The sequence below is a fragment of the Halococcus qingdaonensis genome (genome assembly GCF_024508235.1).
Taxonomy (GTDB): Archaea; Halobacteriota; Halobacteria; order Halobacteriales; family Halococcaceae; genus Halococcus; species Halococcus qingdaonensis.
Genome location: NZ_CP101943.1, coordinates 1,432,156 through 1,447,687 on the forward strand (window position 1 = coordinate 1,432,156; position 15,532 = coordinate 1,447,687).

Here is a 15,532-nt window from a genome sequence, read left to right on the forward strand (position 1 = left end):
GCCGTTCTAAGGGGTTCGATTCGACGAGCGTCAGAGCCGACCGCGTACCTCGCGGGTGATGCCGTCGACGTCGTACTCGTCCTCGCCCTTCTCGAAGACCGTCTCGCCGTCGACACGCACTTCGAGGACGCCGTGATCGCCGGTGACGAGCGCCACGCGGTCGAGTTCGGCACCGAAGTTCGTGAGCAGCGCGTGCTGGACGTCTTCGGCACGTTCGAGGAAGCCACAAGGAACGCAGTATTCGATCTCGACTGTCGCCATGGACGGGATTGCGTCTCGGCCGATTTACGCCTATCGCCGGCTCAAAGTAGGATGGCGTCGATAACGATGGCGAACAGCAGCGCGCCGAGATAGGCGTTCGAGGCGTGGAACGCACGGAAGGCGGCCTGTTCGCTGCGCTCGCGGTGGAGTCTGACGACCGTCCAGAGGAACAGTGCGCCGAACGCGACCGTTGCGCCGGCGTAGAGCCAGCCGAGCGACGTGACTGCCGACAACACGCTCGCGCCGAGCAGCGTGGCCGCGAGATACCAGACGATGTGCCGACGGGTGACGCGTTCGCCACGGACCACGGGCAGCATCGGAAAGCCGCCGCGGGCGTAGTCGTCCTTGTACGCGAGCGCGAGGTTGTAGAAGTGCGCCGGCGTCCAGAGGAAGATGACGCCCGCGAGCGCGAGTCCCGGCACGCCCACCGTTCCCGTCACCCCGACCCAGCCGATGAGCGCGGGGAGCGCGCCCGCAGCGCCACCCAGAACGGTGTTCTGTACGGTGTTCGGTTTGAGCACGAGCGTGTAGATCACGCTGTAAAAGAGGATGGCACAGAGGCCGAGCGCGGCCGCCAGCAGGTTGACCGAGAGGAACAGCGCGAGCGAGGCGGCCGCGAGCAGGACGCCGAAGGCGAGCGCGTTCGTCACGCCCACCTGATCGGTGGCGATCGGGCGGTCGTTCGTCCGCTGCATCTTCCGATCCTTCTTGCGTTCGAGTACGTGGTTGAACGTGCCGCTCGCACCGATCGCGAGCACGCCGCCACCGAGCACTCTGACGACGATCCCGGCATCGAGCGACGGCCCGGCCGCGAGCGCCATCCCGGCGGCCGCCACGAGACAGAGCAGCCACATCAGACGTGGCTTCATCAGTCTGAAATACGCCGCGCCGATCCGCCTCGCGCTGGCGAGCGGGCCGGATGGCGGTGACGGGGTTTGCAGTGACGGATTTTCGCCAGTGTCGGTGTCGGTCGGTGTGGCCGTGAGTGGATCCGGATCCGTGACCGGTGCCGTGTCGTCGGTGCCGAGTTCGAGTGTCCACGCGAGCGCGAGGACGAGCCCGACGAAGATCGCCATCCCGGAGAGCAGGTGGAGCGTCGAGAGCCAGTCGGCCGAGGCGGTCGCGGCGAGCGCGCCCAACCCGATCTGGACGGGGTAGAGAACGAACGGGACGAGCAGGGCAGCCTTCGCGCGTCGCGACGTGGACGAGCGCCAGGTCGTGACGAGCGCCGCGAGGACGACGACGCCGACGACGAGCGCCGCGAGGCGGTGGCCCCACGCGATGAGCACGCGCGGATCGGAGAGATCGGTGCCACAGAGCGGCCAGGTCGAGCAGGCTTGCGTCGCCTCGGTCAGCGCCGTCGTCGCTCCGACGACGATGAGGAGATAGACGCCGATGGCCGCGGCCGCAAGCAGCGTCGTCACCCGTCTGCGCTCGGTGGCTGTGTTGGCTGTCACGGTGTTGTGACTCGATTTCGATCTTCGCAATCGGCGTACTTAGGCCCCGCGTTTTCGGCCATCGACAGGGGAGTCAGCAGGTATTTATGCTCCACTACCGAAGCGCGGACAGATGACCAAAACGCGTCTCGGGCGGTATGCCCTGCTGGTGGTCGGGGCCGTTCTCGCTGCGACGGAACCGGTGTTGGCACAGTCGGTCAACGCGGACCTCATCTACGGACTGAACGCGAAGCTGCTCTACGTCGCGATCCCGATAACGCTGCTCGTCCAGGTCATTCTGGTCTACGCAGTCTGGAAATTTCGGAACAACGACGATCCGCAGCCGACCCGCGAGAACCGACGGCTCGAAATCACGTGGACGATCGCCACCGCGATCATCCTCCTGTTCGTCGGCGTCGCCTCCTACACGGTGATTGGCAACCCGGCGATCGCGCTGACCGCCGACGGGAATCAGGCACAGCCACAGGCCCAACAGCAGCTCCAACCGTCGGTCACGCATCCGAACCGCTCAGGGGCGACCGCCCCGGATAGCAAACAGGCCGTCGAGATCGAGATCGACGCCTTCCAGTGGGGCTGGGAGTTCATCTATCCGGACGCGGGCGTCAACTCCTCGACCGAACTCGCGATACCGGCGAACAAGTCGGTTTATCTCCACATCACCTCCCGTGACGTCATCCACGCGGTCCACGTGCCGGCGCTCGGCCTCAAACAGGACGCCATCCCCGGCCAGTACAACACGATCATGACCAACGCCACCGAACCCGGCACCTACCAGCTCTACTGCGCCGAGTTCTGTGGCTCCGGCCACTCGAAGATGCTCGCCAACATGACGGTCATGCCGCAGGGCGAGTACCAGTCGTGGCTCGACGAGCAGAAATCCGGTAGCGGTTCGAACGAGAGCGCTGGCGGCTCGGCGAACAGTTCGTCGCTGGCCCCCGTCGCCGCGAACCCGGCCTAAACCCCTTCTTCGACCGCTTCGAGACCGTCGTTCGTGATCGCGAACCGGCAGGTCTCGCCGGCGGCTTTCGAGCCGTGTTTTTCGAGCGTCGCTCGGCGGTTGCCCGCTCGGAACCGTTCGAGTCTGAGGATCGTGCCCGTCAGATGTGAGAGCGTGTGGCCGCCGAGCGCCCGCGCCCGCCCCGACTCGCTCTCGGGATCGGCGAACACCTGATTGGTGAGCAACACGGCGAGATCGTGTTTGCGCGCGAGCGACAGCAGATGCGTCACCTGACGACCGATCTGTCGGAGCGCCTCGCCGTCCTCCCGGTTCGTCCGCTCCAGGCGATAGAAACCCGTCGCGCTGTCGAGCACGATCAACGAGGTGCGCTCGGCGAGCTGTTCGGCATCGCGGACGGCCTCCTCCTGTTCGTCGAAATCGAGCGCCTCGGCGACGACGATGCGCGAGGTGAGATCGTCGAGATCGGCGCTGCGTGCCTGCGCGAGCTGCTCGAAGCGCGCCACGGAGAGCCCCTCGGTGTCGATGTAGTAGCTCGCATCGCCGTCGACGGCCGTCTCGACGGCCGCCGACAGCGCGAGATTCGTCTTGCCGGCGGCCGGCGGGCCGTAGACCTGCGTGACGGCTCCGCGCGGGAGCCCGCCACCGAGGAGGTCGTCGAGCACCCCACAGCCGGTCGAAAGCGGTTCGCTCACGGCGGCCGTTGCTGCCCGCCGACCAAAAGTCGTCCTGTCGCCGCGTGGTGAGCGTTTATTTGTGCCGGCGATCGAGTGTGAACGTGATCGTCGTCGCCACCGCCGACTTCGAGCTCTATCACGGCGTCGTCACCGAGCTCCGCGAGCGCGGCGTCGAGTTCACGACGGTGGAGCCCGGCGACGAACTTCCCGAGCGGACGCACGTTCTCATCGTCGGCGACGGGGACGACGTGCCCGACAGGAACGATACATCCGACGAAGAGATCGAGATCGTCCGTGCCGATCCAGCGGAGCCACGGCGGGCGGTCGAGAGCGCGCTCTCGTCGCTGCGCGACGGTGGCCGGACGATCGTCGGCGTCGATCCCGGCGATCGTCCGGGTATCGCCGTGCTCTCGGGCGACGTGGTGGTCGCGGCGTTTCACGTCCCGCTCGCCGACGCCGGCGGCGTCATTACCGACGAGATCGCCGATACGGCGGACCCGATCGTCCGTGTCGGCGACGGCGCGCGACTCACGGGCGCGTCCCTCATCGACGAACTCGACGTTCCCGTGGAGCTGGTCGACGAGACCGGCACGACGCCTTCGCTCGGCACCGGTGCACGCGGGATGGGCGACGTGCTCGCCGCCGTCAACATCGCCCGGCGCTCGGGCGAGCAGGTCCGCGAGCGCACCGTCGAGCCCACCGTCGGCGAGCTCGACGTGATCAAGGCGCGCTCGCGCGAGCAGTCGGATACCAATCGCGAGATCGACGAGACGCTCGCCCGCCGTGTCGCCGCCGGCGAACTGAGTATCCAGGAAGCGCTTGCGGAGCACCGCGAGCAATGAAGGACAGCGAGAAACTCACAGAATGCGCCGTGTCGCCAAAGCGCGTTGTCGACTCAGAAAGAGCAACCCCGGCATCTCAGTACGATACGTCCGACCCGAGCGACGACATCAAGGATTGCGATCGCTCCGAGCACGCTGAGCAGGTAGACCAGCCACCAGCCTACGATAGCGGCTGCATGCGATTCGGTGATAGCTGCGACGGCAATATCGACAAGGAGGACTGCTACGACGACTACGACGACTCTGATCGAGAGAGGGATGTTCATGGTTTACACGTCAATTCACGTATAGATATGCTTTCCGGCGGTGGTACTCAACTGTTGCGAACAGTATTCTCGGCCCGCCGCATGACCTCTCGGATCGGCACGTCGGTTTCGGCGGCGATCACGCTCGCGTCGTCGTATTCGGCGCTCACGTCGTAGACCGTTCCCTCAGAATCGCTGGCGATCTTCACCGCGACCTCGTACTCCTCGCTCTCGACGGCGATCGTCGCGGTCTCGAAGACGCGCTCGGCGACCCAGCGGTGGCGCGCGCCGGTCTCGCGCACGCCGAGGGTTCCCGTTTCGACGGCGAGCCGGCGGGCGACCCGTTCTGCGTCCTCGGACTTGACAATGACCTTCACGAGATGGCCCGGACGGGATTTCTTCATCGTCGTCGGGAGGATCGAGACGTCACGCGCGCCGGCCTGTTTAAGGCTGTCGTGCAGCCCGCCGAGCACCTCCGGCGGGGCGTCGTCGAGGTTCGTTTCGAGCACGCGAATTCCCTCGCGCGTGAGGCCCTCGCTACTGGTACCGACCAGCGCCCGGAGCACGTTCGGGTGCTCGGGGAAACCGTGATCGCCAGCGCCGTAGCCCGACGCGTCGAGATCGAGCGCGGGCAGTCGCTCGACGCCGTCGGCGAGGTGTGCGAGGATCGCCGCGCCCGTGGGAGTCAGGAGTTCGCCGTCGACCGGCCCACCGTGGAGCGCCCAGTCGGCGCGTTCGACGACCTCGACCACCGCGGGTGCCGGCACGGGATAGGTGCCGTGGCTCATCGCGACCGTGCCGCCGCCACCCGCGATCGGGGTCGTCACGACGCGCTCGACGTCCAGCGAATCGAGCAGCAGCGTCGCCCCGACGACGTCCGCGATGGCATCGTCAGCGCCGACCTCGTGGAAGTGGGTTGCATCGAGATCGGTGCCGTGGACCGCCGCCTCCGCCTCGCCCAGGATCTCGAAGATCGCCGTCGCGTCCTTTTCGACTTCCTCGGGGAGCCCTATCGACTCGACGAGTTCGATGACCTCGATGTACGATCGGGTCGGGCCAGCACCCTCGGCATGCGTGTGATCGTGGGAATGGTCGTGATCGCCGTGGTGGTCATGCCCCTCGTGGGTGTGCTCGTGATCGTTGTCGTCGTGAGAATGGGTGTGATCGTGCGATCGATCGTCGTCGACTTCACTGTGGCCGTGGCCGTCGGTGGATTCGTCGTCCAGAAGAACGGTGACGGTCGTCGCGTCGACACCGTTCTTCGTCGTCGTATCGATCGCGTATCGGACGTCAAGCGCCCTCTCGACCGGTGTCAACACGTCGGGATCCGCGCCGGCGGCGAGCAGCGCGCCGCAGAGCATGTCGCCGCTCGCACCCATACGGCCGTCGAACGCCAGTGTTCGCATGGTCGAGGTGGGGGTTGGCGTGGCGAAAAGCCGTCCGATCGTGGTAGTGGTTCGACATGGGCGGACAGGCAAAAGGCATAACCCCGCCAGCGACGGAGTATCGGACATCAGCCAGCCATGAACGAAGTCCAACTGGAGGTGGCGAAGGCATACCCGAACGACTCGGGCCGCGGCATCGCCCGCCTCGATCCGGATACCCTGTTGCATCTCAAGCTCTCGCCGGGCGACATCATCGAGATCGAGGGCGGCGACACGACCGCCGCGAAGGTCTGGCGCGCCGATCGACAGGACTGGAACACCGATACGGTTCGGATCGACGGGTTCACCCGACAGAACGCCGATATTGGCATCGGCGAACGCGTCGAGATCCGTAAGGCCGATCCCGGGACGGCCGACCGGCTCGTGCTCGCCCCGCCCGAGGAGGCCTCCGTCCAGTTCGGCAGCGACGCGGCCGGCATGGTCAAACGCCAGATCCTGAAGCGCCCCGTCGTCGAGCGCGACATCGTGCCCGTGATGAGCTCGACCAACCATCCGTTCATGCGCTCGCCGGGCCAGGCGATCCCGCTCATCGCCGTCGACACCGAGCCTGACGGAGTGGCGCTCATTACCGAGGACACCGACGTCGAACTCCGCGAGGAGCCGATCTCGGGCTTCGAGAAAACTGGAGGTGGTATCACCTACGAGGACATCGGCGGTCTCCAGAGCGAGATCCAGCGCGTCCGCGAGATGGTCGAGCTGCCGATGAAACACCCCCAAATATTCCAGAAGCTCGGCATCGAGCCGCCCCAGGGGGTGCTGCTGCACGGGCCGCCCGGCACGGGCAAGACCCTGCTGGCGAAGGCGGTCGCCAACGAGACCAGCGCCAGTTTCTTCTCGATCGCAGGGCCCGAAATCATCTCCAAGTATTACGGCGAGAGCGAACAGCAGCTCCGCGAGATATTCGAGGACGCTACTGAAGAATCGCCGGCCATCATCTTCATCGACGAACTCGACTCCATCGCGCCGAAGCGCGAGGACGTGACGGGCGAGGTCGAGCGCCGCGTCGTCGCCCAGTTACTGACGATGATGGACGGGCTGGAAAGCAGAGGCCAGGTCATCGTCATCGGCGCGACCAACCGCGTCGACTCGGTCGACCCCGCGCTGCGCAGACCGGGTCGATTCGACCGCGAAATCGAGATCGGCGTACCCGATGAGCGCGGGCGCGAGGAGATCCTCCAGATCCACACCCGCGGGATGCCGCTGAGCGACGACGTGAACCTCTCGGGGCTCGCCGACGAGACCCACGGGTTCGTCGGTGCCGACATCGAGAGTCTCACCAAAGAGTCGGCGATGAAGGCGCTCCGGCGCTACCTGCCCGAGATCGATCTCGACGAGGAGGACGTCCCGCCGAGCCTCATCGACCGGATGATCATCAAGCGCGAGGACTTCGACGGCGCGCTCAACGAAGTCGAGCCGAGCGCGATGCGTGAGGTACTCGTCGAGCTCCCGAAGATCACGTGGGAGGACGTCGGCGGGCTCGAAGATGCCAAGGGCGAGCTCAAGGAGGCCGTCGAGTGGCCGCTGTCGAGCCCCGAGCGCTTCTCGCGACTCGGGATCGAGCCACCGGCGGGGGTGCTACTCTACGGACCGCCCGGCACCGGCAAGACGCTGATGGCCAAGGCCGTCGCCAACGAGACCAACGCCAACTTCATCTCGGTGCGCGGGCCACAGCTGCTCTCGAAGTGGGTCGGCGAGTCAGAGAAGGCGATCCGGCAGACGTTCAAGAAGGCCCGGCAGGTCTCGCCCACAGTCATTTTCTTCGACGAACTCGACAGCCTCGCCCCGAGCCGCGGTGGCGACGTGGGTTCGAACGTTTCGGAACGAGTCGTCAACCAGCTCCTCACGGAGCTCGACGGGCTGGAGGACATGAAGAACGTGATGGTCGTCGCCGCGACCAATCGACCGGACATGATCGATCCGGCGCTCATCAGATCGGGGCGGTTCGATCGGCTCGTGATGGTCGGTCAGCCGAGCGTCGAGGGTCGCGAGCGCATCCTCTCGATCCACACCGATGACACGCCGCTGGCGGCCGACGTGAGCCTGCGCGAGATCGCCGAGATCACCGACGGCTACGTCGGGAGCGATCTCGAATCCATCGCCCGCGAGGCTGCGATCCAGGCACTCCGAGACGATCCCGACGCCGACGTCGTCGAGATGCGCCACTTCCGGTCCGCGCTTGAAACTGTGCGTCCGACGATCACCGAGGACATCCTCGACTACTACGATCGCATGGCCGAAGAGTTCAAGGGCGGTGCGGCGGACCCCGCTCGCGGCCGCAGCGGCGGGCGCATCGGGTTCCAGTAGTAGTTTTTACTGCACCGGGTAGCCCTGCTCGGCCATCACTCTCTGCCCGCGCCGGACGACGCTCGCCGTTCGTCTCCAGGGTTTCTCGTCGGTCGAATCCCGCCCCGTTCGCGTGAGGATCACGACACCGCAGTCGCAGAGTATCGCCCCGCTCGTGATCGGTGAAGGAAAACGTATTTGACTGGGGCCGGGTAACTCCGAATCGTCAGGGCCGGTAGCTCAGTTAGGCAGAGCATCTGACTCTTAATCAGACAGTCGGGGGTTCAAATCCCTCCCGGCCCGCTTCTACAACGTTTTCGAGGGATGAGTACATCACGGAAGGTGTATATGAATGATGTACTTCCACGCATTTTTTGATCGCGTTCGAAGAACAGGTCAGTTTTCGATTCGATCCAGAATGGCCGAACAGAGTCGACTGTCCGCATCGAGAAACCCCTCGATGGCGGTGTAGTGGTTGGTTTCCGGCTGTGCCAGCCCGGTGCCGTCGAGGCCAGCCTGCTGCCACGCAGTCAGGAACTCCTCCGATTGGCGGCACAGCTCCGCGGGCTCGTCCGCACCGTAACTGACCAGCAGCGGTGGTGCCTCTGACGGGACGTGCCGGATCGGGCTGTTGCGCCGGACCTCGTCCCAGGTGAGTTGCAGTTTCGGCTGGAGCCAGGTGTAGGGAAACGGTGCGAGATCGAACAGTCCGCTGATCGTACAGGCGCTCTCGACGATATCGGGCGACCGGTCGTATTCACTCGTCCAGTCGGTCGTCAGCAACATTGCGGCCAGATGGCCACCCGCCGAGTGGCCGGCGACGTGGATGGAATCGCCATCGCTGTCGAACTCGTCGGCGTGATCGGCGAGCCAGACGACCGCAGCACGGGTCTGGCGGACGATCTCGTCGATCGAGACTGCCGGACAGAGCGCGTAGTTCATCACGACGGTCGTCACGCCCGCCGAGACGGGACCACGGGCGACGAAATCGAACTCGTCGCTGGTACGGCTGTGCCAGTAGCCACCGTGGATGAAGAGGAGGATCGGGGCGTTCTCGCGGTCGGCGGGGAAGACGTCGAGCCGTTCGGCCACCGTTGGACCGAACGAGACGTCACGGTGATGATCGAGTTCCGCACGAACCTCCTGACTCTTTTCGGTGTAGAACTCCGCGTACTCGGAGGCATCGTCGACGGCCTGGCTCACGTTGTACTGCGCGTCGAGCTCCGCCTGAGTTTCGAACTCACGATAGAGCATGCGTGGGATTCCGGCGGTCGGCACTTAGCCGTTCGTCACTCGCAGGCGGATCACGTGACAGTACCGTCGGGATCGAACCGTTCGTACGCGCCCGATTCGGCGATCTCGGCCAGCGTCACGACGAACTCCCGGACGTCGGCGTAGCTCGTGTACAGCGGTGCCGGACAGACCCGGACGACGTTCGGTGGGCGGAAGTCGACCACGGCGTCGCGGGCAGCGAGTGCCGCGGCGAGTCGCTCCGCGTGGGGATGCTCGATGGCGACGTGCCCACCCCGTCGGGCGCGCTCGCGGGGCGTTCCGATCGTGAACGAATCGTCGAGCTGCTCGTCGACGAGCGCGATCAGGTACGCCGTCAGATCGAGTGATTTCTCCCGGATCGCGTCGATGCCGGCCTCGGTGACGATGTCGAGTGCCCCCTCCAGTGGTGCGGCACTCAGCATCGGGATGGTGCCGATCTGCCACGCGGCCGCAGTGTTGGCCGGCGTGTACGTCGGGCGCATCGCGAACTGGGTGTCCTTCTCGTGACCCCACCAGCCGGCGAGTGCGGGCTGGGTGCCGAAGTGGCGTTCGTTCACGTAGAGCCCGGCGATGGCTCCAGGACCGGCGTTGAGATACTTGTAGCTACACCAGACGGCGAAGTCGACGTTGGAGAGGTCGTGGGGAACGACACCGATCGAGTGCGCGAGGTCGAACCCGCAGATCGTTCCTTCGTCGGCTGCGGCGGTCGCGATACGCTCGATGTCGAGCAGCTGGCCGCTGCGATAGAGCACCGACGGGAGCAGGAGGAGATCGACGTCGTTCGTTTCCAGTGCTGCGACGACGTCGTCCTCGTCGATCGTTCGCCCGTCGTCGCTCTCGACGGTCACGAGCCGATCGTCGGGATCGAACCCGCGCTGGCGGAGCTGGGCGCGGACGGCGTAGCCGTCGGTTGGGAAATTGAGTTCGTCGATCAAGACGGTTGGCCGTCCGTCGATCGTGTCGAGAAACGTTCCGACGAGCGTGTGTATGTTCACCGTCGTAGCGTTGGCCGCGACGACCTCGTCCCCGTCGACGCCGAGCAGCGGCGCGAGACGGTCGCCGAGATACTCTCCGTACCGGAACCAGGGCGGATCGCCGTCGGTCCAGCCGCGGATGCCGAGCTCTCGCCACTCGTCGATGACGCGTTCAAGTGTACGGTGTGCGTCCGTCGAGAGCGAGCCGAGCGAGTTGCCGTCGAGATAGAGCTCGTCCGAGCGGTGAAAGCGGTCGGCGAACCCGGCGAGCGGATCGGCCTCGTCACGAGCGATCGCACCCTCGTGGCTGGCGTCGAAGGCGGTCATACCGAACGGAAGCGCCGCGCGTACAGTATCCTTTCGCTCACTACTCTTCGAGGAAGGCGAACGGTAGCCGCGCGGGGAACTCGTCGTCGATCGAGAGCCGGTAGCCCGCGTAGACTAGGAGGCCGACGGCGAGCCAGATCCCCAGTAGAAGAAGGCTGCTGGAGAGGAGTGCCTCACCGACATTGCCGGCGAGCAACTGCTGGATGGCCGGGCCGAGATCCGCCAGCGAGATCGTCTGTGAGAGGAAGACGAGCATCGAGCCGGCGCTGAACAGCCCGATGACCGCGACCGTCACCGGTCCGAATCGCAACCCGCTGCGCTCGTACAGTGTCGGGTTGACGTGCGGCAGAGCGACGAGCGAGAGCGCGTGCGCGATGTACATGAACAGGAGCGCGGCCAGCGAGATGCTCAGCGCGTACGAGAACGTCGAGGTGAGGACGAACGCGACGGCGATTCCCCACGTGAGCGTGAGACCGACGTCGGGCGTACCGAACCGGTCGTTGACGTGCGTGAGCGCGTCGGGCAGCAGTCGATCCCGACCGAGCGCGTAGAGAATCCGGCTCGGGGACATATAGCCGGCGTTGGCGGTCGTCGCGTACGCGAGCAGGCTCCCGACGGCGACGATGCCGGCCGTCCCGACCGGGAAGTACGTCGCTGCGGCGTCGGTGAGCGGCGTCTCGCTTCCCGCGACCTGCTCCCACGGCAGGATGCCGAGGACGACGACGCTCACGAGCAAGTAGAGCAGTCCGATGAAGAGCACACTGCCGGCGAACACGCGCGGCAGCGTCTTCCGGGGGTTTTCGGTCTCGCCGGCAGTCTGGGCGAGCGATTCGAAACCGATGTACGAGAAGAAGAGCGCGCTCGTCCCGGCGACGAACGGTTCGACGAGCCCGTCGGCGTACAACTGGCCGGGAAACAGCGGCGAGAAGTTTCCCGGATCGATCTGGAACAGGCCGGGGAGGCCGAGCAGCAGGAGGACGGCGACGAGGAGACCGGTCAGAATCGCCTGTGCCCGGCCGAAGACGTCGACGCCGACGAGGTGGAGGACGAACAGGACGGTAAGAAAGGCGATCGCCCACCACTCGGCGGGGAGAAATCGGAAGACGGGCCAGTAGCGGATCGCGTTGCCGAAGCCGATCGCGAAGACCGCCTGCGCGCCGATGAAGGCGACGACTTTCAGCCAGATGAAGACGTAGCCCGCGAGCGTCGAGTTCCACGTCCGCGAGATGTGCATGTACGCCCCGCCGGGATGCTCGCCGAGCGGACCGCTCATGAAGACCGCGTAGACGAGCGCGGTCGAGAACACGACCGGCAGTCCGGCGAGGAAGCCGAGCGGGACGGCCGGACCCATGAGCTCCGCCGCCGTCCCCGTGACGACGAAGATCCCCGCACCGACCATCGTCCCGACGATGACCGCGACGCTGTGTATCCACGAGAGGTTCCGACTGAGACGTCCTGCTGTACCCATCGATGCGGAAGCAACGAAACGGCCACCGATCATCTTTGTCTTCCGTTCCGGATGGGTCGCCGACTCGATCAGAGATATCGAAACCATCCCCGTCTTGGATCGGTTTCTCGTCCACCAGTCGGCGGAGCGGGCGTCACTCGTCGGGCCGGATGCGCGAGAGCCGCATCGCGTTGCCGGTCACGCCGACGGTCATGCCGGCGTCGCCGGCGAGCACCGCCAGCCAGATCGGGACGTAGCCGAACGGGACCGCAACTGCGAGCCCGGCCTTAAAGAGGAGGCTGCCGACGATGTTCTGGCGGATGACGCCGTTGGCGTCGTTCGCGAGCTCGTAGAGATAGGGCAGTTTCGCGAGATCGTCGCCCATCAGCGCGATGTCGGCGGTTTCGAGTGCCGTGTCCGTGCCGGCGGCCCCCATCGCGACCCCAACCGTCGCGGTCGCGAGCGCCGGCGCGTCGTTGATCCCGTCGCCGATCATCGCCACTCCATCGTAGTCGTCGACCAGCTCGTCGATCGCTTCGACCTTCTCGTCGGGCAGCAGTTCCGCCCGATGTTCGTCGACACCGACTTCCTCGGCGATCGCACGCGCGGTACGATCGTTGTCGCCCGTGAGCATCACCGTGTGCTCGACACCGAGTTCCTGGAGACGGGCGACCGTCCGCTTCGCCTCGTCGCGCACTTCGTCGGCGACCGCGACGACACCCTCCAGTTCGTCTTCCGTACCGACGAGCACGACGGTCTTACCCTCGGATTGGAGTTCTGGCACCGTCTCTTCCAGCAGATCGAGACAGTCGTTGCGCTCGCAGAGCTGGCGCGTCGTCTCCGTGACGACACCTCCGTCGGTCGTCGCGTGGACGTGTGAGAGATCAAAGCCGAGATCGTCGAACAGGCCAGGTTTGCCGGCGAAGTGTGGCGTGCCGTCGAGTTCCGCCCGTACGCCCTTCCCGGTGATCGATTCGAAATCGTCGATCTCGCGCTCGGCGACGCCCGCGCCCCCGGCCTCGGCGACGATGGCCTCGCCGATCGGGTGCTCGCTGCGCTTTTCGAGCCCGCGCGCACATCGGAGAACGTCCTCCTCGGTGTTGCCGTTGAGCGAAACGACGTCGGTGACGGTGAGTTCGCCCTTCGTGAGCGTCCCAGTTTTATCGAACGCCACCACGTCGACCGCGCCCATCGCTTCGAGGTGGTTGCCACCCTTGATGAGCACGCCGTTGTCCGCGGCGCTCGTGATGCCCGACACCACGGAGACGGGCGTCGAGATGACGAACGCGCACGGGCACGCGAGCACCAGCAGGGTGAGACCGTGGACGACGGCCGTCGACCACGTCGTTCCGAGGACGAACGGACTGCCGAGCGTGACGAGGACGGCAAACGCGACGACGACGGGCGTGTACCACGCCGAAAATCGCTCGACGAACTGCTCGCGCTCGGTCTTGTTCGACTGGGCGTCCTCGACCATCTCCACGATCCGTGAGAGGGTGTTGTCCGCGGCCCCGGAGGTGACCTGCACTTCGAGATAGCCCTCCTCGTTGATCGTCCCCGCGTACACCTCGTCGCCAGTCGTCTTGTCGACCGGGACGCTCTCGCCGGTGATCGGGGCCTGATTGACCGCGCTCTCGCCCTCGACGACGTCGCCGTCCATCGGGATCTTCTCGCCCGGGCGCACCACTACGACCTCGCCGACCGATACCTCGTCGACCGGGATCGTTTCCTCGTCGCCATCGTCCCGCTTGACGGTCGCCTCGTCCGGCGAGAGATCCATCAGCTCCTGAAGCGAGTTGCGGGCCTGATCCATCGAGGAGCGTTCGAGCAGTTCGGCGATACTGAACAGGAACGCGAGCGTCGCGGCCTCGAAGTAGAGCGCTTCGCCGAACGCGAGGCTTGCGACCAGCGCGCCGAGGATGGCGACCGACATCAGGAAGTCGATGTCGAGATTGAGATTTCGCACCGAGTAGTAGCCGTTCCGGAGGATCTCCTGGCCGCCGAACACGACCCCGATCAGGAAGAGGATGTCCGCGACGAACAGCTCGCTTCCGAGAACCGTCACGACGGCGGCGTTCTGCGCCCCGAGAACGAACTCGAAGAGCAGTCCGAGCCCGAGGAAGCCACCGCTGATCCAGGTCTTGATCGCGCGCGTGCTCGTCCAGATGCTGTCGTTCGTATCGCTCCCGTCGCTCGATCCCTCGCTTGCGGCGTCGGTGACGGTGTAGCCGGCGCTCTCGATGGCCTCGACGAGTTCGCTCTCGCCTGTTGTCGCCGCGTCGTAGGTGACGGCTACGTTCCCAGTCGTCGACTGGGTCTCGTACGAGGAGATACCGGTAATCCGATCGAGCGCGTTCTCGACCTTGCCCGCACAGGAAGGACAGTCTATGTCCGGGACCGAGAGCGTCGTGGTCGTCGTACCCGATTCCTCGACGGTGTAACCGGCCTTCTCGATTCGGTCGGTGATCGCATCGCGGCTCGTTCGGTCGTCGAAGGCGACGGTGAGCGTGCCGGTCGTCACTTGCGGGTCGACGCCGTCGATCCCGTCGAGTTTCCGGACGCTGCGTTCGACCTTCCCTGCACACGAGGGACAGTCCATGTCGGGAACCGAGAGCTGAACGACGCTTTCCTCGTCTATCGAAGTCGAAATCGGCGGGTCGTCCTGAACACTGGCTTCGCGGTCGGGATCGTCGTGCCCGTCGGATGGCGGGCCGATCCCGTCCTCCGACCGATCGGATGCGTCCATTACCGACGCTACGGGATGCCTTTTTATTAACCTAACTGCTAAAATAGCGGCCGCTAATAATAGTGATTATGAACGAAAGCGGAACGGAGTAACAACCCGCCGTTCAGCCCGATTCTTCGGCGTTGACTGCCATCACGGGAACGTTTGTCTCGCGGATGACTCGTTCGGTGACGTCATCAGAACCTTCGGGTTCTGATTGGCTCACGGGAGCCAGCTCCCGTGAACGCTGCCGAGGAGCCGATGCTGGAGCCCGGTGCGGCCGTGCGTTCCCATCACGACGAGATCGATCCCGTTCTCGGCGGCGTACTCGGGGATCCGTCGATCGGGCGCTCCTTCGAGGATCTCTGTGACGAGTTCGACGCCGACATCCGCTGTCACGGCTTCGACCTCCGCGAGGACTCGTGTCGCGGTCTCGCGGCCGACCTCCCAGAGCGCGTCGTGGACCTCGACCTTCGAGACCGTCATCCAGCTCTTGTCGGTGTCGACGACGAACAGCGCGTGGAGCGTCGCGTCGTACCGATCGGCGAGATCGAGCGCGTGCCGGACCGCAGCGGCTGCGGGCTCGCTGCCGTCGGTCGGGACGAGGATGCGATCGTACATG

The 15,532-nt window shown here is 65.6% G+C and carries 13 protein-coding genes and 1 tRNA gene; 4 read left to right on the plus strand and 10 right to left on the minus strand.

Features of this window, described 5'->3' with window-relative positions:
• Window positions 1-30: 30 nt before the first annotated feature.
• Entirely contained in the window at window positions 31-261 is a 231-nt protein-coding gene (locus NO363_RS07390) for a SelT/SelW/SelH family protein (RefSeq protein ID WP_256684037.1), read from the minus strand.
• A 41-nt stretch (window positions 262-302) separates the two neighbouring features.
• Window positions 303-1,718: a heme o synthase gene (locus NO363_RS07395; protein ID WP_256684039.1), complete on the minus strand. Its 1,416-nt coding sequence runs from the start codon at window positions 1,716-1,718 to the stop codon at window positions 303-305.
• Window positions 1,719-1,830: 112 nt separating this feature from the next.
• Here NO363_RS07395 and coxB point away from each other — a divergent pair, with 112 nt between their 5' ends.
• Window positions 1,831-2,676: a cytochrome c oxidase subunit II gene (coxB, locus tag NO363_RS07400; RefSeq protein ID WP_256684041.1), complete on the plus strand. Its 846-nt coding sequence runs from the start codon at window positions 1,831-1,833 to the stop codon at window positions 2,674-2,676.
• On the opposite strand, the gene radB is transcribed toward coxB, so the two are convergent.
• A complete protein-coding gene (gene radB / locus NO363_RS07405) occupies window positions 2,673-3,368 on the minus strand; it encodes a DNA repair and recombination protein RadB (protein WP_256684043.1) in 696 nt (231 codons plus the stop codon). The two genes, coxB and radB, sit on opposite strands and share 4 nt — an antisense overlap.
• 83 nt (window positions 3,369-3,451) lie before the next feature.
• On the opposite strand from radB, the gene NO363_RS07410 reads away from it, so the two are divergent.
• On the plus strand, window positions 3,452-4,192 hold the full coding sequence (locus NO363_RS07410) for a hypothetical protein (RefSeq protein ID WP_256684046.1): 741 nt from the start codon (window positions 3,452-3,454) through the stop codon (window positions 4,190-4,192).
• 53 nt (window positions 4,193-4,245) lie between these two features.
• On the opposite strand, the gene NO363_RS07415 is transcribed toward NO363_RS07410, so the two are convergent.
• Both NO363_RS07415 and larC read right to left on the minus strand, forming a co-directional pair.
• A complete protein-coding gene (locus NO363_RS07415) occupies window positions 4,246-4,458 on the minus strand; it encodes a hypothetical protein (protein ID WP_256684048.1) in 213 nt (70 codons plus the stop codon).
• A 47-nt stretch (window positions 4,459-4,505) separates the two neighbouring features.
• On the minus strand, window positions 4,506-5,843 hold the full coding sequence (larC, locus tag NO363_RS07420; RefSeq protein ID WP_256684050.1) for a nickel pincer cofactor biosynthesis protein LarC: 1,338 nt from the start codon (window positions 5,841-5,843) through the stop codon (window positions 4,506-4,508).
• A 117-nt stretch (window positions 5,844-5,960) separates the two neighbouring features.
• Between larC and NO363_RS07425 the strand changes: the two genes are divergently transcribed.
• On the plus strand, window positions 5,961-8,186 hold the full coding sequence (locus NO363_RS07425) for a CDC48 family AAA ATPase (RefSeq protein ID WP_256684052.1): 2,226 nt from the start codon (window positions 5,961-5,963) through the stop codon (window positions 8,184-8,186).
• Between the two features lie 208 nt (window positions 8,187-8,394).
• Window positions 8,395-8,468 (plus strand) — tRNA-Lys (locus tag NO363_RS07430).
• A gap of 93 nt (window positions 8,469-8,561) precedes the next feature.
• Here the strand turns inward: NO363_RS07430 and NO363_RS07435 are convergent.
• The 5 genes from NO363_RS07435 to NO363_RS07455 form a co-directional block, all read right to left on the minus strand.
• Complete coding sequence (locus tag NO363_RS07435) at window positions 8,562-9,419, minus strand: alpha/beta hydrolase (RefSeq protein ID WP_256684054.1); 858 nt, start codon at window positions 9,417-9,419, stop codon at window positions 8,562-8,564.
• 50 nt (window positions 9,420-9,469) lie between these two features.
• Window positions 9,470-10,738, minus strand: a complete 1,269-nt coding sequence (gene kynU / locus NO363_RS07440) for a kynureninase (protein WP_256684056.1) — start codon at window positions 10,736-10,738, stop codon at window positions 9,470-9,472.
• 40 nt (window positions 10,739-10,778) lie between these two features.
• The gene (locus NO363_RS07445) at window positions 10,779-12,206 is read right to left on the minus strand and encodes an APC family permease (RefSeq protein WP_256684058.1); all 1,428 of its coding nucleotides are present in this window, start codon (window positions 12,204-12,206) and stop codon (window positions 10,779-10,781) included.
• A 133-nt stretch (window positions 12,207-12,339) separates the two neighbouring features.
• Window positions 12,340-14,931: a heavy metal translocating P-type ATPase gene (locus tag NO363_RS07450; protein ID WP_256684060.1), complete on the minus strand. Its 2,592-nt coding sequence runs from the start codon at window positions 14,929-14,931 to the stop codon at window positions 12,340-12,342.
• 201 nt (window positions 14,932-15,132) lie between these two features.
• On the minus strand, window positions 15,133-15,531 hold the full coding sequence (locus tag NO363_RS07455; RefSeq protein ID WP_256684062.1) for a universal stress protein: 399 nt from the start codon (window positions 15,529-15,531) through the stop codon (window positions 15,133-15,135).
• Between the last annotated feature and the right edge of the window lies 1 nt (window position 15,532).

Excerpts from the sequence above, each read along its gene's own strand:
- larC (WP_256684050.1), bottom strand. The coding sequence starts at position 5,843 with ATGCGAACACTGGCGTTCGACGGCCGTATGGGTGCGAGCGGCGACATG.
- NO363_RS07435 (WP_256684054.1), bottom strand. The coding sequence starts at position 9,419 with ATGCTCTATCGTGAGTTCGAAACTCAGGCGGAGCTCGACGCGCAGTAC.
- NO363_RS07415 (WP_256684048.1), bottom strand. The coding sequence starts at position 4,458 with ATGAACATCCCTCTCTCGATCAGAGTCGTCGTAGTCGTCGTAGCAGTC.
- kynU (WP_256684056.1), bottom strand. The coding sequence starts at position 10,738 with ATGACCGCCTTCGACGCCAGCCACGAGGGTGCGATCGCTCGTGACGAG.
- NO363_RS07425 (WP_256684052.1), top strand. The coding sequence starts at position 5,961 with ATGAACGAAGTCCAACTGGAGGTGGCGAAGGCATACCCGAACGACTCG.
- NO363_RS07455 (WP_256684062.1), bottom strand. The coding sequence starts at position 15,531 with ATGTACGATCGCATCCTCGTCCCGACCGACGGCAGCGAGCCCGCAGCC.
- coxB (WP_256684041.1), top strand. The coding sequence starts at position 1,831 with ATGACCAAAACGCGTCTCGGGCGGTATGCCCTGCTGGTGGTCGGGGCC.
- NO363_RS07445 (WP_256684058.1), bottom strand. The coding sequence starts at position 12,206 with ATGGGTACAGCAGGACGTCTCAGTCGGAACCTCTCGTGGATACACAGC.
- NO363_RS07390 (WP_256684037.1), bottom strand. The coding sequence starts at position 261 with ATGGCGACAGTCGAGATCGAATACTGCGTTCCTTGTGGCTTCCTCGAA.
- NO363_RS07450 (WP_256684060.1), bottom strand. The coding sequence starts at position 14,931 with ATGGACGCATCCGATCGGTCGGAGGACGGGATCGGCCCGCCATCCGAC.